We start from the raw sequence: 21625 nt of genomic DNA, 5'->3' as shown, positions 1-21625 counted from the left end.
GTGTCAAGCGGTCGCGGGGTGTCAAATGAAATGGATTTGCTAAAAGGTCCGAATAACAGCATATTGCGAAGCCTGAACATACCCTCAGGGCCCCGCCGGATGACACCGCCTGAGCTGCACATCCTGATTGTCGATGACAATCGCGGCGACGCGGTGCTGCTCACCCGCGCCTTGAATTCAGTGTTGAGCGAGGCGGTCATTGAGACGTCGCGATCAGGTGAGCAGGCCTTGCAGCGCCTGCTGGGCGAAGGGGAGTATAGCGGAAAACCTTTACCCGTGCTGGTTCTGCTCGATTGCCGCCTGCCGCGCCTCAGTGGCTTTCAGGTGCTGGAAAAGGTCCGCACCGATCCGGCTCTGAAAGCGGTGCGTATTTTGCTGATGTCGGGTCTGGTCACGCCGGAGCATGTGGCCGAAGGCGAGCGCTGCGGTTCGGACGGCCATATCGAAAAGCCCGACACCCCGCACGCCTTTGACGATCTGGCTCAGGCTTTACGCAGGTTCACGATGGACGCCTCCGGTCGTGGCGGTCCTTTTCGTTTCCCGGACGGCCTGCCGCACAGTCTTTGAAACTCAGGCCTTGGGCAGGCTGAACGAGATGGCCGTGCCGTCATCCGATGAGCCAATACCGATCTGACCACCGTGCATCAGGACAATCTTGCGCGCCAGGGTCAGGCCCATGCCAGCCCCGTCATAGACGTCGTCATTATGCAGTTTGCGCAAAGGGCGGAACACATCGTCATGGAACATCGGGTCAATGCCGATGCCATTGTCGGTGATCGAAATCCAGTAGGCCTGCTCGGTCTCTTCGCAAGTGATGTCGATGATCAGCGGCTGATTGCGGCGGCGGAATTTGATGGCGTTGTCGATCAGCATGTAGAACAACTGATACAGGCGATTGGGGTCGCCAGTGACCTCCGGCAGATTGCCCGCGTTTAGCGTGCCGCGAATCATATCCAGATCGGTCTGACGGTTCATATGCACGCGCGCGACGATTTCTTCCAGATCGACCTTCTGATCCAGACGCGGCACAGTGTTGAGGCGTGAGAACTGGAGCAGGCCGTGCAGGATTTCCTGTAGCTTTTCCCCGCTTTCCAGAACCATGGACAGATTGGTGCGCGCGTCGTCCGTTTCGGGCACCGAGGCCTGTTCGACCAGCAGTCGCGAAAACTCGACCAGGGACCGCACGGGCCCGGCCAGATCGTGCGACACGATGTAGGCGAAGTCCTTGAATTCCTCCGCCGGGTCCATCTCGGTCATGCTCCTTATCTGATATTTTTGCATGTTGGGCTCCGTGCCTTAATGGAAAACTATACCGCTTACGCTTCGCTGCATACCGTGGCCCCAGGGTACGCCTGAACTAGGCTCATGGGCGGCTTTTGCAATCCCATGAACCGGTTACTTATACGCCCTCACAACCTTACAGAGATTTAAACGCAAACTGAAAGCACATAAATTTGATTGTTTTTGTTACGGTTATTGCCTTTCATTCGCGTTTTTGATGCAAAAAAGAGCCCCGTCGGAGACGACGGGGCTCATAGCTTGCACCAGAGCGAAATAGAAAATCTATTGGGCTTTGGTGACGTTGACTGACGCCTTCGGCGGTGCCTTCATGCCTTCGCCGATAAAGTAGGACGGCCAGGGCGGCTGGTTATAGGCGGTGTTCTGCCAGGCAATGGCGGCGCGGTATTGCGGGTCCTGCATCAGGGTGGTGAATTTGTGGGTCGTCGGGATGTTGGTGGAATAGATGCGTAAGGACGTGTTGTCCTCGCTGCGCAGCATCACCTCTTCGCGCCAGTCGCCGAACAGGTCCGCCGACAGGGCCGGCGTCGATTTGGTGCCGTTGTTCGACGTGGCACCCTGCGCGTCCAGAATCACCTTCGACTCAGACGTATTCCAGTCCCACTTATAGACCTTGTTCCCGTCCAGCAGTTCACGCAGCAGATCGCCGTCCCACCACACCATGAAGTTCATCTGGCGCGGGCGCTTTTCGGATATGACATTGCCCTTGACGTCGTACAGATTACCGCTGTTTGACCCCCAGAATTCGGCCCCCGCATGGCGCGGGTCGATATCGCCCGCGGCACCCCGGCCGGTGTCTTTTTCCGCAGGCACCTTGAAAATCACTTCGCCGGTCCGCGCATTGAGCAGCGCCGCGCCGGTATTACCCGACATCTTCATATTCTCATGCACGCCCCACTTTTCGAGGCCCGGACGATTGGGGTCGAGGTCAGAGACGTGCATGGCGTCGCCGTGGCCCATGCCGGTGGTCCACAAAGGCTTGCCGGTGTCATCCAGTGCCATGGCGCCGTAGAGGATTTCCTGCTTACCGTCGCCATCGACATCGGCGACGCTGAACTGGTGATTGCCCTGCCCGGAATAGCCGGACGGCACGCCGGCGGCTTCGGAGTCGAAGTACCAGCGATTGGTCAGCTTGCCGTTTTTGTAATCAACGGCGGCAATAGTGGTGCGGGCGTAGTAGCCGCGCGCAAAGATGGCGCTGGGGTGCTGCCCGTCCAGCCAAGCGGTTCCGGCCAGGAAGCGGTCGCTGCGGTTGCCATAGGCATCGCCCCAGCGCGCCGTCGCTTCGGCATCGGTCGGATTGTCGCCGTTCGGACCGCGCGGCGACGGATAGGCGATGGTATCGACCACCTTGCCCGTCGCGCCTTCGAACACGCTGAGATATTCCGGCCCCTTAAGCACGCGACCGGTCAGGCGCGCCATCAGCTTGCCGTCTTCGGTCTGACGCGAACCGGTGCGGTCCTTGTTCTCGATCTCCCCCGAAGGTGTGACCCAGTCAGCGGTGGCGTCGCCGATCACCTTGCCCTGCGCGTCGGTGGTGCCATCCGCCGTCTTGACGATCAGCTCGGCCTTGCCGTCGCCGTCATAGTCGGCCACCTGAAACTGCATGTAGTGCGCCCCGGCGCGGATATTGCGCCCCAGATTGATGCGCCACAGTTGCTTGCCGTCCAGCGTATAGGCATCGAGCAGCACCGGCCCCGTGTAGCCGCCCTGGCTATTGTCCTTGGCATTGGTCGGCTCCCACTTCAGGATGATGTCATAGCGCCCGTCGCCATCCAGATCACCGACCGAAGCGTCATTGGCGGTGTAGCTATAGGCCTGCCCGTCCGGCGTCGTCCCGTCAGCGGGCTTGTTCAGCGGGATAGACAGGTAACCGTCGATCCGCAGGGCCTTGGAGGCGGGGCCTTCCTTGCCGCCGTTGACTTCGCGCACCTCGTAGGCCGCAGTCTTAGAGCCCGCCTCGTCCTTGAAGCTGGTCGTCGTCGTGATCGGCTTCGTATTCAGCTTGCGGCCGTCGCGATAAACATTGAAACCCAGTTTGGCATCATCCGTCACCAGCGCGCGCCAGCTGACCAGCACGCCCTTTTCGGCGGTCACTGCGACCGCGCCACGGTCCAGATATTCGACCTTGGCCTTTGGTGCGTCGGCCGCCATCACTGGTGCCGCGCCGAGCATCAGGGCGACGCCCGCCAGAAGAGAAGCCTTGAGTGTCGGGTTTGTCATATATTCCTCCGATGCGTGGCCTTGTTCACGCGTGCCGCTGCTTTCCGGGACGTTTTACGCGCCAGTTGAGCCGATCTGTCGCCAGCGATAGCACAAATTTGTGCCCTTCCAATCGAAATTGATCGAAAATGATTTTTTGAATGGTTTAAGTGGCCATTGAAATGCGGCGTACTCAGCGCGGCGGGCCAGAATGCGACAATCGTCTTGTCGCCTATGCAGTACGTTGAAACAAAACAACTAAATATGAAAACGACAGCCGTTCAAACGCCGCTCGCAACCCTCGCGTGAGCCGTATAAATGATTGTAAGTTTTGAATAATTTGTCCAAACGGCCGCAATTGTGTGACATTTGTGTTACTTTTGGGCGGCAATGCGACTCTATTGTCGGACTTAAGGCCAATTATGATCACATTGTGGCTTGACTTATCACCTTCGATCAATGAGGATCACTGTCATCCAACAGGTTGTTGCGTCAGAGGCCCGCACAAAAACAAAGGGCCCTGGCAGGGGAGTGAAAAGCCGGAAGGCGTTTCCGAACTGACGGGATATGTGTGTGTGCCTGCGCCTAACCACAAAGGCGGGGTCTGTTCTGTCGTCTGGAGTCGTTTTCTGTGTAAGCGACGCGCCGTCGTGTGCGTCGTACTGTTTATTCCCCGTGCAGTCTAGGAACCAACGCAGTTCTTAAGGGACGTGCCGTTCAGACGGCATATCGGAGGAATAAAGTGCAGACATTGCCCCCAAAGTCACCCAAGTCGTCTTTCGCGAAGTATCTGATGGCCGGTTCGGGCCTCGTCATGCTGGCCGTTTCCGGCGCCGCCTATGCGCAGGAAGCCGCGCCAAAAAAGGAAGATGAAATTCAGGACGTTATCGTCGTGGGTGTGCGTAAGTCGGAACGCTCCGCGATTGATCGCAAAAAGCGCGCGGCAACCACTCAAGACTCGATTGTTGCTGATGACGTGGCTCAGTTTCCGGATAAAAACGTCGGCGAAGCGATTTCGCGTATCGCCGGGGTGGCGCTGGATCGCAACGACGATGGCGGCACGGGGGGGCTCTCTATCCGGGGTATGGGCGCAGAACTCGTGCGCATCGAAGTGAATGGTATGTCTACGCTCGGGACCGGTGGTGATGGTCGCGCCGCCAACCTGACCGACCTTTCCTCTGACCTCATCAAGAGCGTTGACGTGGTCAAGGGTCAGACCGCGGATATGACATCGGGCGGTATCGGCGGTACAGTTCGTATCGAGCAGCGCACCGGTCTCGATTTCAAAAAACCCTATGTTCAGCTAAATCTCCAGTATCAGCGGATGAGCATGCTGGACGGTTGGTCGCCGCGCGCTACCATTGTGGCCTCGCGCAAATTCCTCGATAATCGTTTGGGTGTCCTGTTTAACTACAGCTACGACAAATCCTACTTCGGCGGCGACATCGCCCGCACCTCAAACAACAATCAGGGTTACATTCTGACGGCTGATCTGGATGGATCGCTGGAAAAGACCTACACCGTTCCCACCGCGTGGGATGCGGCGGCGGCGGCGGTGACGACCAAGGCAGGCTGCGCGGCTCTGTCCGCCAGCGGCATCAACAGCCGCGCCAACTGCTATCAACAGTGGAACGATTACGTCCCGTCGCTTCCGCGCTACAGCCGCTGGCTGCGTTACGACACCCGCCAGTCACTGCAACTGCGCTTTGACTATAAGGCAACGGATAATCTGAGCCTCTTCCTCAACTATAACCCAAACCGTATTGAACGTCGTAATAACGATAATAATTTCAGTCTGAACACGCCGCCGGCAGTCCTGAACTCGACGGGAACCGTTGTGACGGCGGGCTTTACCAATGCAACGTTCAGCGACAAGCACTTCCTGACCGGCATGACACTGGTGCCCACCGCGACTTCAACACTGGGTCTGACGACCCAAGCGCGCGATTTTTCTACTGAAACGGGCACAACATACATTCAGACCGGCTTCGATTACAAGAAGGACAGCCTGCTTATCACGGGCCGTTTTGGGCGTTCCGAGGCTGAGTCTCAGTCAGAGTCCAACGTCATCTCGTATTCGATTTCCGGCATTCCTTCGATTACGTGGAAGGTCGATCCGACCAACGGTCTGTGGGTATATAGCCTGCCTTCATCCGTGGATACGATGAATCCGGCGGCCTATATGCCTCTTGCCATAGCGCCAACGCTTGCCGGTACAGCGCGCAACCCCTATTCGAGCAATGTGCGTATTGATTACACGCCCAGCATGGGCAAAACCACCGAAGACGTAGCACAGATCGATGTTACGAAGAGGTTCAATTCATTCGGGCCGCTCAAAACGCTCAAATTTGGCGTCCAAGCGCGTCAGTATGAGGCGAGAGGCTGGGGCGGTCCGGGGGCTGAACTGGGCAATGGTGTGACCTTGCCGGCGGCCTTCCTGCAGGACAATTTCCGTACCTGTTATACGCAATATGCGACGACTACGGTGCCTTGTTCTTACGCCACCGTGCCGGGTACGGGCACCAGTTCTCTGCGCAACCTTTATACCCTGACACCTGAACAGTATCTCTCTTTGGTAACAAATACCCTGATCGATTTGCCGGGCAAGGAATTCATGTCGGGTTATTCGGATCGCGGTTCGTTGCCGACAACCTGGGCATCCATTGACGTTCCCCAAGCCTTCAGCATGATGCAGGGATGGTTCGGTCTGAACAATTATAATATGGACTGCCTGAAGACCTGTAAGGGCTCAGATGGCAAGGTTTATGAACAACCCGCCTACACGGGGGAAGAGCAATCTAAATCCGCCTATCTGATGGCTGATTTCGAGCAACGCCTCTTTGGGGTTGATTTCACGGGTAATATCGGCGTTCGTTATAACAAATGGGATGCGTCTGGAACTAACTTCATTCGTTTCGAGAATGCGGTGCCTACTCCGAGAGCCGTGCCTGGGCAATATGACTACACGTATACTCTCAGAGAGTTGGTGAAGAATTCAACCAAACGCAGCAGTGAGGATGTACTGCCCAGCTTTAACCTTGCGGCCTGGCCGATTGAGGACAAGCTGGTGGTTCGCTATTCGCTGGCCAAGGTGGCGGCACGCCCCCGCTTGCAAGAGGTCACGGGTGGTGCGGTTGTAACCTGTCGTGAAATCGGCGAACAGTATGAAAACCTGACCGATGTGGATGGCAACGACATCGACTCCACCTGTTCATCGCGTATCGGTAATCCGGCACTTCAGGGGTATAAGGCCCGTACAACCAACCTGTCCCTCGAATGGTATCCCAACAAGGATACGCAAGTCAGCGTTGGGGTGTTCCGTATCAATACGACGGTTGGCGCGCCCATCAATATCACGTACAACGATGTGGAATTTAATGGTAAAAAATACGATCTGCCGACCTATATCGATGGTCCGGGGAGTGTAACGGAAGGTTATGAATTTGCGGCACGTTCGGCCTTCACTTATCTGCCCTGGAATCTGAAGTACACAGGGGGTGGATTTAACTTTGGCACGTCGGAAATCGCCGGCAGTTCTACCGAAATAGACCCGCTCACGGGTCGGGACCTGCCGTTGCGGTCGCAGTCCAAATACTACTACAATGTCAACCTGTGGTATGATGATGGCCGTATCAATGCTCGCGTAGCTTGGCAGGCCCGTTCGGAATTCTATCAGACCTTTGGCGGCTTGCGAAATGCCAATGGGCTGTCTCCGTTTAGCGCTGCAGGCGTCAACAACAACTACTATCCAGGTTCGCCGATCTTCCGCCGTGAAACGGGTTATCTCGATGCCCGTGTCGCCTACAAGCTGAACAATACGATCGAGTTGTTCTGGGAAGGTAAAAACCTGACTAACGAAGTGCTCAGCCGCGACTACTCTGATTACCTAAGCTTCGATAAGGCTGGGTCTATTCCTATAACGCTTGATACGTCTTACACGGGCCGTCGCTTCTTTGTGGGCTTCCGCGCCAAGTTCGAATAGTTGGTGTTCAGTTAAAGCGTCTTACCGCCGTCCGGAACTCCGGGCGGCGGTTTTTTATTGACGGACAGGGTTGCGTGATCAATTTTGGACAAAATTGAGCGATAGTGCGCCGGAAACGACCGCCGTCAGCGTTCAAGTCGTTGACTTTATTTAAGGGCTGGGAACCATGACCTCTCTTTCGCGCCGCCATCTCCTGCAATCCGCTGTCGCCCTGTCGGCCCTGAGCGTCCTGCCCGCTGTGGCTCAGGCGGCTCCGGTAAAGGCAACGCCTGTGGCTTCGACCGATCTCAGATGGCTGGACGGGGCACCGGCGGCTTTTGAAGGGGCGACGCTGGGTGTGCCGTGGCCGCGCGGCACGGTGAAGCCCGCTAGGGGCAAGGTGCCGGACTTCAAACTGGGTGAGGTGCCGGTGCAGTCGTGGCCGCTGGCCTACTGGCCTGACGGGTCGCTGAAATGGACGGCGCACGCGGTGCCGGCGGGGAGCAAACCCGCAGGGTTATCGCTCGCGCCGGGCAAGGCGACCGCCCCTGCCAAGGCCGTTAGCGTCAAACAGGAGGCCGCTGCGGTCACGGTGACTTCAGGCGATCTGGTGTGGGTGGTGCCGACGTCGGGTGAGCATCTGATCGCCACCGCCACCCGTGCGGGCCGCCTGACGCTCAAAGAGATGAAGCTGGTCGCCCTGTGGCAAAACCAGCCTGATCTCGACGCCACGGGCAGCGTCAGCCAGCAGACTTTCAGCAGCAAGGTCAGCAAGGTCACGGTCGAACAGACCGGGCCTGTGCGCGCGGTGCTCAAGATTGAGGGTGTGCATTCCGGAAATGGCCGCGACTGGCTGCCCTTCTCGGTGCGGCTCTATTTCTATGCCGGTTCCGAAAATGTGCGCATCGTGCATTCCTTCATCTATGATGGGGACCCGTTCAAGGACTTTATCCGCGGTCTGGGCGTTACCGCCAAGACGCCGATGACCGAAGAGACGCACAACCGCCATATCCGCCTGACGGGCGACGGTGTGGGCGTGTGGGGTGAGGCGGTGCGTCCGCTGACCGGCCTGCGCCGTCCGGTGGGCAAGGGGCTGGGCGTCGCTCAGGTCGAAGGCAAGGCCGTGGCCGTGGCCGACATGGCCAAGCCAGTGCAGGACGGGCTGAAATGGATACCGGAATGGGGCGACTTCACGCTGTCGCAACTGACGCCCGATGGCTACACCATCAAAAAGCGCACGCGCGCCGGTCACGCCTGGATCGACTCCAATGCCGGAACGCGCAGCAAGGGGCTGGCCTATGTCGGCGGCGCGAGCGGCGGCGTGGCGCTGGGCTTCAAGGACTTCTGGCAGCGCTCGCCTACGCAGCTCGATGTGCGCAATGCCCATACCGAGATGGCCGAGATCACGGCGTGGCTGTGGTCGCCGGACGCCCCGGCCATGGATGTGCGCCCCTATCGCTCGGCCGACGGCATGGACACCCATCCTGAAGAGATCGAAGGCCTCAACATCACCTATGAGGACTACGAAAAGGGCTGGGACACCGCGACCGGCGTGGCGCGCACCTCGGAACTGAACCTGTGGGTGCTGGGGGCGACGCCCTCGCATCAGGTCTTCTCCGACATGGCCGAACAGGTGGCCAATCCGGCGCGTCTGGTCCTGTCGCCGGAACGCATCCACCAATGCGGCGTCTTTGGTGACTGGGACGTGGCCAATTCATCGACCCCGGCGCGCAAAATCCTCGAAGACCGCCTGACCTATCAGATCGACTACTATATGAAGGAGGTCGATCAGCGCCGCTGGTACGGCTTCTGGACCTATGGCGATGTCATGCACACCTACGATCATGAGCGTCACATGTGGCGCTATGACATCGGCGGCTATGCCTGGGACAATTCCGAACTCTCGACCGACCTGTGGATCTGGTACACCTATCTGCGCACGGGCCGCGCCGACGTGTTCAAATTCGCCGAGGCCATGACGCGGCAAACGGGCGAAGTTGATGTCTATCACCTCGGCCGCTTCAAGGGCTTTGGCACGCGCCACGGTGTGCAGCCGTGGTCGGATTCGTCCAAGCAGCCGCGCGTCTCGAACGTCGCCTATCGCCGCATCTACTACTATCTGACCGCCGATGAGCGCGTCGGTGATCTGATGCGTGATCTGGTCGATTCCGACTACGCGCTGGAAAATGTCGATATTTCGCGCAAGCTGCCACCCGCACCGGGCCGGGAGCGCCCGAAGGGCGTCGTGGCCTCAGGCTTCGGCACGTCGTGGGGGGCGTTTCTGGGGGCATGGCTGACCGAATGGGAGCGCACGCAGGATACGCGCTGGCGCGACCGGATCGTCAACGGCATGACCACCATTGCCGGGCTGAAGCGGCGCTGGTTCGCGGGCGAAGCGCCCTATGATCTGAAGACGGGTAAGTTTCTGGGCGATGGCGACTATATCAGCGTCTCGCACCTTAATGCCGTGTTCGGTGTGGTCGAAATGACCTCAGAGCTGTGGGAACTGGTCGATGTGCCGGCCTATCGTAAGGCGTGGCTGGAATATTGCCGCTATTATAACGCGCCCAACGATGAGCTTAAGGCCTTGTTGGGAAGCGTGCCCGGCGGACGCAATCTGCGTGATGCCCATTCGCGCCTGACGGCCTTTGCCGCCTTCCATGAGCGGGACAAGGCGCTGGCGCTGCGGGCTTGGAGCGAGTTTTTCGGCAAGGACGGGCGCGAATCCGATGGCGGGCTGAAACGCCGCACACAGCGTATCGACGGCCCGGCGGTCCTGCGTCCGCTGGACGAAGACCCGACCCTCTCGACCAATGGCACGGCGCAGTGGGGCCTGTCGGCCATCCAGAATCTGGCCCTTATTGGCGACAGTCTGGACGAAGCGGCAAAGGTCGCAGGCATTCTGTAATCGGCTCAATAAAAAACGCACCGGCCGGGGAGGGGGCGGTGCGTTTTTGCCTCGTTTTCAGGGGGGACAAAAGAGGGCATGTCGGCCGGAGGGGAGCTGCCATTGACTGGCGGTCAGGTCCTGGGCTGGGGGGCTGTTCAGGGGGTGGACCCGACGAACCGATCCGGCCGACACTCATCTTGTATAGGCCAATATGGGCGCCTAAACGGCTGAAATGAGGTCATTTTGGGGTGGGTTCATTTCTTTTGGAAACGTGATCGTGATGCCACCGTTTGCATGGGCGGGTTGCGCCGGGGAGCGTCATGCCACTTGTCTTTTTACAGGATCGGGCGACTATAGGCTGGGTTGATGAAAGGTTCGCCGCATGAGCTTTCAGGATCAGGGCACAGGGTTTATCACCGCGCCGAAAGGGCCGGTCTTCTTTGAACGGCGCGAACTGGAGCTGATCCTCAGACTGTATGGACGCAAGGTGGCGTCGGGCGACTGGCGCGACTATGGCATAGACAGTCTGACCGACGTGGTGGTCTTCAACATCTTCCGGCGTAGCGGCGAGGCCCCCGTCTATCGCATCGAAAAGCGCCCGTCGCTGGCGCGCAAGCAGGGGGCATTTGCGGTCTTCAATCAGAACGGCATGGTGCTTAAGCGCGGGCGCGAACTGGAGCCGGTGTTGAGCGTGCTCGACAAGACGAAGCTGGATGTGATCGGGTAAAGGTGTCTGGCCACGAAAAACACGAAAAGACACGAACGCTGCGCGCTTGATCCGTGCTTCCCTCATCGCTTTCGGCCAAACAAAAACCCCGCCAGAACGTTCCGGCGGGGTTTTATGTTCAGGCCTACGGCTGATTTAGAGCGTATTTCGTTCATTCTGAATCGAAATAGCGCTCTAAGTTCATGGTTTAACGCGCTTTTTTATCCGAAAAGTGCGTCACACTTTTCGGAAAGCGCTCTAGTCGCGACGCACGCCCATAAAGGCCAGCAGGAACTGGAACAGGTTGACGAAGCTGATGTAGAGGCTCAGTGCACCATAGTTGGTGGCCATGGCCATACCCGCTTCATTACCACCCAGTTGGTAATAGGTGTGCTTGAGGTTCTGCGTCTCGAAAGCGATCAGGGCGGAGAAGATCAGCACGCCCAGACCGCTGACGATGAAGTAGAGCATCGAGCTTTGCAGGAACAGGTTGACCAGACTGGCGATAATCAGACCGATGACGGCCATGAACAGGAACTTGCCCCACCCGCTCATGTCGCGCTTGGTGGTATAGCCGTAGAGGCTCAGTGCACCAAAGGCGGCGGCGGTGACGAAGAAGGTCGAGGCCAGAGAGCCGCCCGTGTAAACGAGGAAGTTGGCCCCGGTGGACAGGCCGATCAGGGCCACAACCAGCCAGTACAGGATGCTGGTAGACGCAACCGTCGGCTGACGCATCACAAAGCCCGACCCCAGCAGGATGACCACCGGCGCGAAGGAGATGATGTAGCCCATAAGGGTATAACCTGCCAGGCGACCCTCCGCGGTCACACGGAACATGAGGTTCGTGATTTCCGGGACGTTGGCGGCCGCCCAGGCGAGCGCGCCGGTCAGCAGAAGGCCCAGAGCCATCTTGTTATAGACGCCCAGCATGAAGCTGCGCAGGCCCGCATCGACCGACATGTCCTGTACGGTCGCGTTGGCCGGATTGTGACTGCGAAAGTCGTTCATTGTAAATCCCTGTGGGTTGGGCCGGTATGGCCTGTTGAGACCTAATATGAGGCTAAACCCCCATTATGACAAGGGTGAGGCCATGGCCGGAGGCGACGCGACAATCGATTTAATTCATGCAAAAGATTGCATAATCTGAGGTTTTGGAGGGCGCTCACCGGATTGAGGTTTCAGGCGTGGCCAAAGCGGCGTAAAATGCCTGCATGATGCATTTGCCGCTCCGCTCCGTCCTGTTTGTCCCCGCCGCCAATGACAAGGCCATGTCAAAGGTGGCGGCGCTGGAAGCCGATGCCCTGATCCTCGATCTGGAGGACTCCGCCGGTGAGGCAGAGAAGGCTGAGGCGCTGAAGCGCGTCGTTCGCGCCCTTGAGGCCGGTGGGTTTGCTGCGCCGGTGGTCCTCGTGCGGGTCGATCCAGCGCTGAAGACGCCGATTTTGCAGGCCCTGACGCGCTTTGTCGGGCACGGGCTACACGGCTATGTCGTGCCCAAGGTGGGTTTGCCGGTGCATCTGCATGGCTACGAAGCGCCGGTGTGGGCGATGATCGAGACGGCGAAGGGTGTGCTGAACCTGCGTGAGATTTGCACGGCGCCGGGGCTTCAGGGCCTGATCGCCGGGCCGAATGATCTGCGCGCCGATCTGCGCGTTTCACCGACTCCGGAACGTACCGAGTTGCAACTGGCCCTGTCCCATATTGTGCTGCATGGTCGCGCCTTCGGCCTCAGTGTCATCGACGGCGTCTATAATGCCTTCCGCGATGACGAGGGGCTGCGGCGTGAATGCGCGAATGGCCAGGCGCTGGGCTTTGACGGTAAGACGCTGATCCATCCGGCGCAGATCGCCGTCGCCAATGCGGTCTTTGCAGCCACGGCAGAGCAGCTCGACTGGGCCCGCGCCGTGGTTGCGGCCTTTGCGCAACCTGAAAACGCTGATCGCGGCGTGGTGTCTGTCAATGGCGAGATGGTCGAGCGGATGCACCTCGCCACGGCGCAGCGCTGGCTGGGGTCGGCTGGTCAGCGCCTCCCCTGATTACAGGCGAGGCGCTTAAGATCCGAGCCTACTTCGTCTTAGCCGCGTCCGTGCCGAACAGGGCGCGGGCCATGACCTGATAGAGATAGGTCGAGTCCACGGTCGAGCGCACCAGATAGGCCTGCGGGCCGCGCGCATAGACCGGCACGTCCTCGCCGCCATGCGCCGCGCTCGGCATGCCGAACAGGGCCGGATTGGTGAAGCCCAGCGCCTCGGTTTCCTCAGCCGTGTAGCCGCCCGCGTGCGGGTGCTCGCCACCGGGGCCGGTGGCGTAGCTAAGCAGCGGATAGGCCTTGTCACCCTGACCCGAAACGCCGTCGATGCGGCCATCGCGCGGCGCATAGCCGGATAGGGTCAGGCCGTGGCTGTGGTCGGCGGTAATCAGGATCAGCGTGTCTTTCGGGTCGGTTTTGGCCAGGGCGACGCTCACCGCCTTGGCCAGTTCATCGACATCGTGCAGGGCGCGGTGGGCGTCATTGCGGTGGTGCCACTTGTCGATCGAGGCGGATTCGACCAGCAGGAAGTAGCCCTTGTCATTGCGCGACAGGAGGTCGATGGCCTTTGCGGTCATTTCATCGAGACCCGGCACGTCCTGCGGCTTATCGAGCGGCGAGGGCAGGTCGCCCTTGCTGAACAGGCCCAGAACCGGCCCGGCGGTTTGGGTGTTCAGCGCCGCAAGCTGCGTCTTGCCGGTCAGGACGGCGGCGTTTTTTTGCGCCTTCCATTCGGCGGTTAAGTCGCGGCCGTCCTTGCGCACGCCACCGGCGGTCACGGGCAGGAAGTCTTCGAGATCGCCACCCATGGCGACGTCAAGGCGCAGCGCCGCCGGGGCCTGCACCAGTTGTCGGGCCAGATCGGTGCAGCCTGCGGCCACGGCTTCGGGCGGCAGGTCGGTGTCCGAGCGCCAGTTGCGCGTCGAGGTGTGGCCATAGGTGCCGACCGGGGTCGCGTCCGTAATACCGGATGTGGTGACGGCGCCGGCCGAGCGGCCCGACAGCTTGGCCTGCTCGGCGATGGTCAGGACGCGGGCGGCCGCGACGCCTTCACAGCTTTTACTCTTCACGTCGCCATTGACGCCGATGGCGCCGTTGATCGTCTTGACGCCGGTGGTGATGGCCGAGATGCCATTGGCGGAGTCGGTGACCAGATTATTGGTCGAATAGGTCTTGGAAAACGCCGTATAGGGCAGGGCTTCGAACGACAGTACGTAGCTGGCCCCGTCCTGACCGCGCACCTGCCCGGCCAGTATGCGTCCGGCGGTCACCGAATTGATGCCCATGCCATCGCCGATAAACAGAATGACGTTTTTGGCGCGACCCGTATTGGGCATCTGGGCCGCGGCGGCCTCGATGGCGGCTTTCTGCGCTTTGAAACCGGCGTCCTGCGTCAGGTCACGCGTGGCGGGAAGGGTGGCTGGTGCGGTTTGCGCGACCGCCGAAAGCGGCAGGCTGAGGGCAGCGAAAAGCAGGGTGAGGACGCGGACGGACATGGCAGGAGCCCCTGAAAGCGACGGCCCCGCAAGAGACGTGGACCGACAATGGCCGTGCCTGTAACGGGTGCCGATGACAGTCCGGTGACAGAAAAAAGGTCAGTCGGCGACTTTTTCGAGATAGGTCTGCGAGCGCATTTCCTCAAGGCGCGACACGGTGCGCTCAAACTCGAACGCGCCATCGCCAGCCGGATAAAGCGCCTCCGGTTCAGCCGCGGCCAGCACGACCAGCTTGGTATTGGCCTCATAGAGCGCGTCGATCAGGGTGACGAAGCGTTTGGCTTCGTTGCGCTTTTCCGGTCCCAGTTGCGGGATGTGGTCGATAAAGACGGTGGTGAAGCGCTCGGCAATGGCCAGATAGTCCGCCGGGCCGTTATTTTCAGCGCACAGTTCGGCAAAGCTGGCGCGCAACAGCGGCCCGCAGGTGCGTTTCAGCGTCAGCTTGCGCTCATTGACGCTCAGCGTGGTTAGGACCGCCTTGCCCGGCCCGACCATGTCGCGCCACAGAGCGTCATAGGCGGCCTCGGATGCCGCATCGTCCGGCGTGAAATAGACGCGCGCCCCTCTGAGGCGATCCAGACGGAAATCCTTTGGCCCCCTGACCTCGTGCACCGTCATTTGGGCGCGGATCATGTCGATGAACGGCACGAACAGGTCGCGGTTTAGGCCGTTCTTGTAGAGGGCTTCGGGCGCGCGGTTGGAGGTGATGACGATGGTCACCTTCTGCGCGAACAGAGCCTCAAACAGCCGCCCCAGAATCATGGCGTCGGCAATGTCGGTCACCTGAAGCTCATCGAAACAGAGCAGCTTTGACTCCTTGGCGATCAGTCGGGCCACCGGGGCGACCGGGTCATCGCCCTTCGACGTGCCAAAGACCGACTGACGTTGCTTCGCATCGCCCTGACGCCACACCTGCACCAGCTCATGCACCTTGGCCATAAAGGCATGAAAGTGGATGCGGCGCTTGGGCTCAAAGGCGAGGTGTTCGTAAAACAGGTCCATCAGCATGGACTTGCCGCGCCCCGGCTGCCCCCACAGGTACAGGCCGTAGCAATGCGCCCCGCCAAACAGGCCCTGCCAGAAGCCCGCGCTGTCACGCAAGGTGCGCTCAAGCTTTGACAGCACCTCTACGGCCTCGGCCTGCCCCGGATCGGCGGCGATCTGACCCGATTTGATCAGCTGCTTGTAGGCGGATTTAACGGAACCGGGCATGGGGCGGAAAGTGTCACGAAATTGTGATAAAAAGCTGTGGGGCGCAAACTAGCAGACAAGTGTGGGTTTGCGGTTAAAAAAATGCTGCATAAGCGTAAATGACGCCGCGCCCCTTTAGCGCCCAAGGCGCAGCGAAATTTGCTTGGCCACCTGGATGCCATGCGCCGCCGAAGTGGTCACGCAGGGGTGCCAGTAGTCGGTCATCTCACCACAGGCCCACAGTCCCGTAAGCGCCGTCTCGCCTTGTCGATTAACCGCGATGTAACCGTTTTCATTTTTCAACTCAAGGTCTTGGGGCAGACCGTCGGGCACCTGCGCCTCAAAGCCATACATGACGCCAAAGGCATCGAAGGCCTCTCCATCGATCGTCATGGCCTGCTGATCGGCGGTGTAGGGGCCAATGCGCACCGTAGCCTGCGGGATCATCTGCTGTAGTCCGATTTGCGCTTTCGGGGGCGTGCGAGAGAAAATCGTCACCGATTTTGCGCCGCGTTGCAGCACAAAACGCGCCTGATCGAAGGCGTTATCGCCCCCGCCCAGTATCGCAATTTTACAATTGCGCACCTCAAGGTTTTCCATAGGATAACCGGGTCCGATGGCGACGTTGTGCGCCGGACGGAAGTGCCCTCTCACCGGTTGCGTCCCTGTAGCTATTACCAGATGTTGTGTCCTGTAGTGTCCGCGTACAGCCTCGTCTTCGACCCGAAGACTGAACCCGCCATCGGCGGCTTCGATGCGGCTTACGCGGCTGTTGAGCAGGCAGGGCACGCCGATCGCATGGACATGGCGATGCAGGGCGCCGGCCACCTCTTCCCCGGTGTGGCCCATAAGGCCGGGAATCCACAAATTTTCGTAGGGACTGCGTCTTTGCAGACCACCCAGTGTGTCACTGGCCTCAACCAGAAGCGCGCGAACCCCCAGCTTGTGCAGCCACAGGGCGCAGGCGCAACCCGCTGGCCCGCCCCCAATGACAATCGCTTCGAATGCAACGTCTTCGGAATGATTCGTGAATGGCGGGAATGCGGCGGTCATGCGGCTATAAAGCGGCGAAATCACTTATCTGGCAAGGATTTTGCCGATAAATTTATCAGTACCCATTAGGGAATTGATAGGACTTGTATGAAATAAACTGTAACATGGGAGCATGTTTCGTGAGAAGAGACAGTTCCGGAGGAGCGTACCCAGATGAGACTGTTATGCGTTGAGGACAATTCCGCACTGCGTAAGATGATGGATTGCGTCCTGTCCCCCACAGGTATGGATGTGGATTTCGCCGCCAATGGGCGCGAAGCCGTCGAAGCCTACGAAATCTCTGAATACGACGCCATTCTGATGGACGTTGAAATGCCCGTCATGTCCGGTATCGAGGCGGTGCGTGAAATCCGTCAGATCGAGCAGGGGCATAATCTGGGCCATACGCCGATCCTGTTTCTTACCAGCAAAGAACAGGCGCGCCTGCGTGAGGTCAGCCAAAACGTCGGTGGCGACGGTCTGTTGCCCAAGCCCTTCACGCGCGAAGCCTTGCTGTCGGCGCTGGATCGTATCCGCCACATGCCGACTACACCCTCCTATCCGGGCGGCATGGCGGCGCACGCCTGAAATAATCTCATAAGAAACCACTGACTCAGTCAGACTTCACATAAGTCTGACTGAGTCGAGGGCACAGAAAAAAGACGTTTTCCCCTCTGGCTTTCTCTGATAAGGCACGCGCCTCAGGCGCGATGCCTTTTTGTTTATTTGCGCCCGCCTCATTCAGTTTTGGAGTTTTCCGATGACCTATCGTGTCGCCGTTGTCGGCGCCACCGGCGCTGTTGGCCGTGAGATGCTTGCCACGCTCGAAGAGGTGAATTTTCCGATCAAGGACATCTACGCCGTGGCGTCGCGCAAATCGCTGGGCGTTGAGGTGAGCTTTGCCAACCGCACCCTGCGTTGCGAAGACCTTGAGCAGTTCGACTTCTCCAAGGTCGATATCGTGCTGATGTCTGCCGGCGGTGACGTGTCGAAGGCATGGTCGGAAAAGATCGGCAAGCAAGGCCCGATCGTTATCGACAATTCGTCGGCCTGGCGCATGGACCCGGATGTGCCGTTGATCGTCCCCGAAGTAAATCCGGATGCCGTCTGGGACTGCAAGAAGAAGAACATCATCGCCAACCCCAACTGCTCGACCATTCAGATGGTCGTGGCTTTGAAGCCGCTACACGATGCCGCGCGCGTCAAGCGCGTTGTCGTCTCGACCTATCAGGCCACCGCTGGTGCGGGCAAGGAAGGCATGGACGAACTGTGGAACCAGACCAAGGCCATCTACGGCATGGGTGACGTTCCGGCCAAGAAGTTCACCAAGGAAATCGCCTTCAATGTCATTCCGCACATCGACGTCTTCATGGAAGACGGCCAGACGAAGGAAGAGTGGAAGATGAAGGTCGAGACGAAGAAGATCCTCGATCCGAATATCGAAGTCTTTGCCACATGCGTGCGCGTGCCGGTGTTCGTCGGCCACTCTGAGTCCATCAATGTCGAGTTCGAAAACCCGCTGGATGAGGCCGAAGCCCGCGAAATCCTGCGCGAAGCCCCCGGCATCGCCGTGGTCGATAAGCGCGAAAACGGCGGCTATGTGACGCCGAAGGAATGTGTCGGGGAATTCGACACCTTCATTTCGCGCCTGCGCAACGATCCGTCCGTGCCGAACGGTCTCGCCTTCTGGTGCGTCTCGGACAATCTGCGCAAAGGCGCGGCGCTCAATGCCGTGCAGATTGCACAGCTTCTCGACGAACGCGGGGTTATCACGCCAGTCACAGCCTAAACCTTACTTACCTTAAGTGATCGTTTAGACCGGCGGACCTCCAGGGTTCCGCCGGTTTTTTCGTTGCTGACACGCCCTGTCGTCTCTATTGCCTTACCTGTTTCGCACGAAACATCTTTTTGATCGGATACGTTATGTCCACCGCTCAGCCCGCGGCCCCTTCGCCTTCGTTTTTCGCTTCGCCCATCGGTCTGGCCATACTGTGCTATGCCGTGTGGGGCTTTGCGCCGCTCGTCTATCTGCCGATGAAAGACTTTGGCGCAGAGGCACTGGAGATCATGGCGCACCGATCGGTATGGGCGCTGATCTGGTCGGGCGGGCTGGTGCTGATCACCCGGCAGTTTCCGGAAGTGCTCACCATCTTCCGCACGCCGAAGGTGGCGCTGACCCTGCTGGTGGCGGCGTTGATGATCGCCATTAACTGGGGCGTCTTCGTGTGGGCGGTGACCAAACACCACACCATCGAGTCGGCGCTGGGCTATTATCTCAACCCGCTGCTGAACATGGCGGCGGGCGCGATCCTGTTCAAGGAACGCCTCGATAACTGGGGCAAGGCCGCCATCGGTCTGGCCATTGTCGGTGTGGGTATTCAGGCGCTGGCTCTGGGCCATGTGCCCTATATCGCGCTCACTCTGGCCCTGTCGTTTGCCACCTATGGCATTATCCGCAAGCAACTGGCGGTGTCGGCTCTGGCCGGGCTGTTTGTCGAATGCGTCTTCCTGTTTGTGCCGTCGATCCTCTATCTGGTGTGGTTCGAAGGGACGGGGCAGGGGCACTTCTTCGGCGGCCTGTCGCACGCCTTCTGGTTCGCTTTGACCGGGCCCGTGACGGTCCTGCCGCTGTTTCTGTTTTCTTACGTGGCGCGTCGTTTGCCGCTTTCGACCATGGGTTTTATTCAGTTCATGGCCCCGACGATTGCCTTCATGATCGGCCTGTTTCAGGGTGAGCTGTTCACGCCGCTGCGGGCGCTGTCCTTCGCCTTTATCTGGTTCGGCGCAGGGGTGTTTGCCTTCGGGGCGTGGCGGCGCGCCAAGCAGATGCGGGTGGGGTAAAATCCCCCTCTCCCCGCACGCAGGGAGAGGGGCTTACAGCGCCGCATAAACCTCATTAATCAGCCCGACCGGAGTTTTTTTGGCTTTGTCCTGTCGGGCTTACAGCGCCGCGTACACCTCATTGATCAGCCCGACAGGACGGGGATCGCCGATCAGGTAGTGCGACTGACGGTTCATCACATAGGCGATGCTGAGGCGCTTGTCCGGGTCGGCCATCACACATGACCCGCCCCAGCCCGAATGGCCGACGGCGCGGGCATTGGGGCCATAGATGCCGATGCCGCGATTGCGCAGGAAGCCCGCCCCCCACGACAGGTCGAACGGCAGGACGCGGTCGCGCCCGAACACACGCTCCTTGGTGGCGTCGTTCAGCGTCTTTTCCGACAGCAGCGGCTGCCCCATCAGCGTGCCGCCATTGGCCACCACCTGCATCAGCAGGGCCAGAGCCTCGGCCGTGGCGTGCCCATTGGCCGACGGGATTTCCATGCGCCGCCAGTCCGCCGACCCGCGCCCGGCCGGCGATGAGCCCTTGTCGAGGAAGGCGGCCTGTTTGATCGCATCAAGCGGACCCAGGTCCGGGGCGCGCGTAGGTTTCCACATTTCCGAGATACGAGAAAATTCGCTATCCGGCGTGCCGATCATCAGGTCGAGCCCGAACGGCGTGGCGATGTCTTCGCGCAGGGCCGTCCCCAACGTGCGCCCATCGGCGCGGCGGAAGATTTCCCCCAGCAGATAGCCGATGGTGATGGGGTGGTAACCGGACCCCTCGCCGGGCGTCCACAGGGGCGCCTGATCGCACAGGGCCTCCAGCAGGGCCGGAATATCGAACCAGGTGGTCGGATCAATCGGCGGGCTGAACCCCGACAGCCCCCCCTGATGCGAGATCAGTTGCCCCAGCGTGATGTTTTCCTTGCCTTTGCGGCCAAACTCGGGCCACAGCACAGAGACCTTATAGGCGTAGTCGAGCTTCCCCTGATCAACCAGCCGCGCAATCATAAGCGCGGTCACGGCCTTGGTCGATGAAAAGACCGGCGTGAGGGTGGTCTCGCTAAAGGCTTCGGTGCCCTCGCGGTTTTTCACCCCGCCCCACAGGTCGAGAATGACCTCATCGGCCTGCACCACGGTGAAACGCGCCCCCTTTTCGCTCAGGCCGTCCGGGCCTTCGGCAAAATGCCGGGCAAAGCGGTCCTTGACGGCGGCGAAGCGGGCGGGGACGGTGCCGTGGATGTCGGTCATGGGGCAGTACTCCGGAGCATAGCCTTACGGTTATAGGGGGGCGGCTGGCCAAGGGCAATGGTTGTCGTGGCGAGGCTGGAGCGGTAGCGTGACACCATGACGCAGGCGCTTTTCACCTGTCCTTGGGAGCTGTTTAAACAATTGGATGCAGGCTGTGCGGCTCACCATCTCGTCTGGAGTACCCGCATGTCAGCCTCGTTCTTTTCCGCCACCGCCCTGCACGACCCGCTGGTCGGGGCACGCCGTCTGGCGCTTTATGGCATAGACGGGGATATGTGCCGAAACGTGCGGGCGCACCGGATGTATCTGATGGACCTGCTGCCGGCGTGTCTGGAACGCTTCTATGCGCATCTGGGGCGCTTTCCCGAACTGGACGATTTTTTCGGCGGCGAGGAGCGGACCGCACGGCTGATCAGCGGACAGTTAAAGCACTGGGACTGCGTGTTGTCGGCGGAATTCGACGACGTCTATTCGGCCTCGGTGGCGCGGGTGGGGGAGGCACATTTCCGCATCGGCCTGTCACCCAAGCTGCATATCGCCGGTTACAGCCTGATTCTGGACTATCTGTGTGCCGCCATCATGGAGACCTATAGCGCCACCTATCCGGACGCCGAAGCGCAGGCTGTAGCCATTCTGATCCGCCATCTGACGCGGCTGGTGGTCTATGATCTGGAATGTGCCATGAGCGTCTATGTCGATCAGTCGTCGAGCGTTTTTATCTGAGTATGTGCAAACGATAGCC

The 21625-nt window shown here is 59.7% G+C and carries 16 protein-coding genes; 9 read left to right on the top strand and 7 right to left on the bottom strand.

Annotation, left to right across the window (positions count from 1 at the left end; translation table 11 throughout):
• The first annotated feature begins 99 nt into the window (after positions 1-99).
• On the top strand, positions 100-567 hold the full coding sequence (locus Q0072_RS16325; protein WP_298332311.1) for a response regulator: 468 nt from the start codon (positions 100-102) through the stop codon (positions 565-567).
• Between the two features lie 3 nt (positions 568-570).
• Here Q0072_RS16325 and Q0072_RS16320 read toward each other — a convergent pair whose 3' ends face one another.
• On the bottom strand, positions 571-1257 hold the full coding sequence (locus Q0072_RS16320) for an ATP-binding protein (RefSeq protein WP_298332308.1): 687 nt from the start codon (positions 1255-1257) through the stop codon (positions 571-573).
• Between the two features lie 306 nt (positions 1258-1563).
• Positions 1564-3522 (bottom strand): rhamnogalacturonan lyase, encoded by a 1959-nt coding sequence (locus Q0072_RS16315; RefSeq protein WP_298332305.1) that lies wholly within the window; start codon positions 3520-3522, stop codon positions 1564-1566.
• Between the two features lie 772 nt (positions 3523-4294).
• Between Q0072_RS16315 and Q0072_RS16310 the strand changes: the two genes are divergently transcribed.
• From Q0072_RS16310 to Q0072_RS16300, 3 genes are all read left to right on the top strand, one after another.
• Positions 4295-7483 carry a TonB-dependent receptor gene (locus tag Q0072_RS16310; protein WP_298332302.1) on the top strand — a complete coding sequence of 1063 codons (3189 nt, stop codon included), beginning with the start codon at positions 4295-4297 and terminating at the stop codon, positions 7481-7483.
• A 166-nt stretch (positions 7484-7649) separates the two neighbouring features.
• Positions 7650-10370 carry a Tat pathway signal sequence domain protein gene (locus Q0072_RS16305; RefSeq protein ID WP_298332299.1) on the top strand — a complete coding sequence of 907 codons (2721 nt, stop codon included), beginning with the start codon at positions 7650-7652 and terminating at the stop codon, positions 10368-10370.
• Positions 10371-10734: 364 nt separating this feature from the next.
• Positions 10735-11079, top strand: coding sequence for a DUF2794 domain-containing protein (locus tag Q0072_RS16300; protein WP_298332296.1), 345 nt, complete (start codon positions 10735-10737; stop codon positions 11077-11079).
• A gap of 237 nt (positions 11080-11316) precedes the next feature.
• Here Q0072_RS16300 and Q0072_RS16295 read toward each other — a convergent pair whose 3' ends face one another.
• Positions 11317-12066, bottom strand: a complete 750-nt coding sequence (locus Q0072_RS16295) for a Bax inhibitor-1/YccA family protein (protein ID WP_298332293.1) — start codon at positions 12064-12066, stop codon at positions 11317-11319.
• 203 nt (positions 12067-12269) lie between these two features.
• Here Q0072_RS16295 and Q0072_RS16290 point away from each other — a divergent pair, with 203 nt between their 5' ends.
• Entirely contained in the window at positions 12270-13094 is an 825-nt protein-coding gene (locus Q0072_RS16290; RefSeq protein ID WP_298332291.1) for a CoA ester lyase, read from the top strand.
• 28 nt (positions 13095-13122) lie between these two features.
• On the opposite strand, the gene Q0072_RS16285 is transcribed toward Q0072_RS16290, so the two are convergent.
• The 3 genes from Q0072_RS16285 to Q0072_RS16275 all read right to left on the bottom strand — a co-directional run bounded on the left by Q0072_RS16285 (position 13123) and on the right by Q0072_RS16275 (position 16827).
• Positions 13123-14583 carry an alkaline phosphatase gene (locus tag Q0072_RS16285; RefSeq protein WP_298332289.1) on the bottom strand — a complete coding sequence of 487 codons (1461 nt, stop codon included), beginning with the start codon at positions 14581-14583 and terminating at the stop codon, positions 13123-13125.
• Between the two features lie 99 nt (positions 14584-14682).
• Positions 14683-15795 (bottom strand): cell division protein ZapE, encoded by a 1113-nt coding sequence (zapE, locus tag Q0072_RS16280; protein WP_298332286.1) that lies wholly within the window; start codon positions 15793-15795, stop codon positions 14683-14685.
• A 114-nt stretch (positions 15796-15909) separates the two neighbouring features.
• Entirely contained in the window at positions 15910-16827 is a 918-nt protein-coding gene (locus tag Q0072_RS16275; RefSeq protein ID WP_298332283.1) for an NAD(P)/FAD-dependent oxidoreductase, read from the bottom strand.
• A 153-nt stretch (positions 16828-16980) separates the two neighbouring features.
• Between Q0072_RS16275 and Q0072_RS16270 the strand changes: the two genes are divergently transcribed.
• The 3 genes from Q0072_RS16270 to rarD all read left to right on the top strand — a co-directional run bounded on the left by Q0072_RS16270 (position 16981) and on the right by rarD (position 19647).
• Entirely contained in the window at positions 16981-17394 is a 414-nt protein-coding gene (locus Q0072_RS16270; protein WP_298332281.1) for a response regulator, read from the top strand.
• Positions 17395-17566: 172 nt separating this feature from the next.
• Positions 17567-18595: an aspartate-semialdehyde dehydrogenase gene (locus tag Q0072_RS16265; protein ID WP_298332279.1), complete on the top strand. Its 1029-nt coding sequence runs from the start codon at positions 17567-17569 to the stop codon at positions 18593-18595.
• Between the two features lie 134 nt (positions 18596-18729).
• A complete protein-coding gene (gene rarD, locus Q0072_RS16260; RefSeq protein WP_298332276.1) occupies positions 18730-19647 on the top strand; it encodes an EamA family transporter RarD in 918 nt (305 codons plus the stop codon).
• Between the two features lie 99 nt (positions 19648-19746).
• Here rarD and Q0072_RS16255 read toward each other — a convergent pair whose 3' ends face one another.
• Complete coding sequence (locus tag Q0072_RS16255) at positions 19747-20883, bottom strand: serine hydrolase domain-containing protein (protein WP_298332274.1); 1137 nt, start codon at positions 20881-20883, stop codon at positions 19747-19749.
• Between the two features lie 186 nt (positions 20884-21069).
• Here Q0072_RS16255 and Q0072_RS16250 point away from each other — a divergent pair, with 186 nt between their 5' ends.
• Entirely contained in the window at positions 21070-21606 is a 537-nt protein-coding gene (locus Q0072_RS16250; protein ID WP_298332272.1) for a protoglobin domain-containing protein, read from the top strand.
• Positions 21607-21625 lie beyond the last annotated feature (19 nt).

The organism is Asticcacaulis sp. (assembly GCF_027484505.1).
Classification (GTDB): domain Bacteria; phylum Pseudomonadota; class Alphaproteobacteria; order Caulobacterales; family Caulobacteraceae; genus Asticcacaulis.
The sequence above is the reverse complement of the archived record's forward strand: the minus strand, read 5'-3'. Positions and strand labels throughout refer to the sequence as shown.

Excerpts from the sequence above, each read along its gene's own strand:
- Q0072_RS16250 (WP_298332272.1), top strand. The coding sequence starts at position 21,070 with ATGTCAGCCTCGTTCTTTTCCGCCACCGCCCTGCACGACCCGCTGGTC.
- Q0072_RS16285 (WP_298332289.1), bottom strand. The coding sequence starts at position 14,583 with ATGTCCGTCCGCGTCCTCACCCTGCTTTTCGCTGCCCTCAGCCTGCCG.
- Q0072_RS16290 (WP_298332291.1), top strand. The coding sequence starts at position 12,270 with ATGATGCATTTGCCGCTCCGCTCCGTCCTGTTTGTCCCCGCCGCCAAT.
- Q0072_RS16315 (WP_298332305.1), bottom strand. The coding sequence starts at position 3,522 with ATGACAAACCCGACACTCAAGGCTTCTCTTCTGGCGGGCGTCGCCCTG.
- Q0072_RS16295 (WP_298332293.1), bottom strand. The coding sequence starts at position 12,066 with ATGAACGACTTTCGCAGTCACAATCCGGCCAACGCGACCGTACAGGAC.
- Q0072_RS16305 (WP_298332299.1), top strand. The coding sequence starts at position 7,650 with ATGACCTCTCTTTCGCGCCGCCATCTCCTGCAATCCGCTGTCGCCCTG.
- Q0072_RS16255 (WP_298332274.1), bottom strand. The coding sequence starts at position 20,883 with ATGACCGACATCCACGGCACCGTCCCCGCCCGCTTCGCCGCCGTCAAG.
- rarD (WP_298332276.1), top strand. The coding sequence starts at position 18,730 with ATGTCCACCGCTCAGCCCGCGGCCCCTTCGCCTTCGTTTTTCGCTTCG.
- zapE (WP_298332286.1), bottom strand. The coding sequence starts at position 15,795 with ATGCCCGGTTCCGTTAAATCCGCCTACAAGCAGCTGATCAAATCGGGT.
- Q0072_RS16310 (WP_298332302.1), top strand. The coding sequence starts at position 4,295 with ATGGCCGGTTCGGGCCTCGTCATGCTGGCCGTTTCCGGCGCCGCCTAT.
- Q0072_RS16275 (WP_298332283.1), bottom strand. The coding sequence starts at position 16,827 with ATGACCGCCGCATTCCCGCCATTCACGAATCATTCCGAAGACGTTGCA.
- Q0072_RS16300 (WP_298332296.1), top strand. The coding sequence starts at position 10,735 with ATGAGCTTTCAGGATCAGGGCACAGGGTTTATCACCGCGCCGAAAGGG.
- Q0072_RS16270 (WP_298332281.1), top strand. The coding sequence starts at position 16,981 with ATGAGACTGTTATGCGTTGAGGACAATTCCGCACTGCGTAAGATGATG.
- Q0072_RS16320 (WP_298332308.1), bottom strand. The coding sequence starts at position 1,257 with ATGACCGAGATGGACCCGGCGGAGGAATTCAAGGACTTCGCCTACATC.
- Q0072_RS16265 (WP_298332279.1), top strand. The coding sequence starts at position 17,567 with ATGACCTATCGTGTCGCCGTTGTCGGCGCCACCGGCGCTGTTGGCCGT.
- Q0072_RS16325 (WP_298332311.1), top strand. The coding sequence starts at position 100 with ATGACACCGCCTGAGCTGCACATCCTGATTGTCGATGACAATCGCGGC.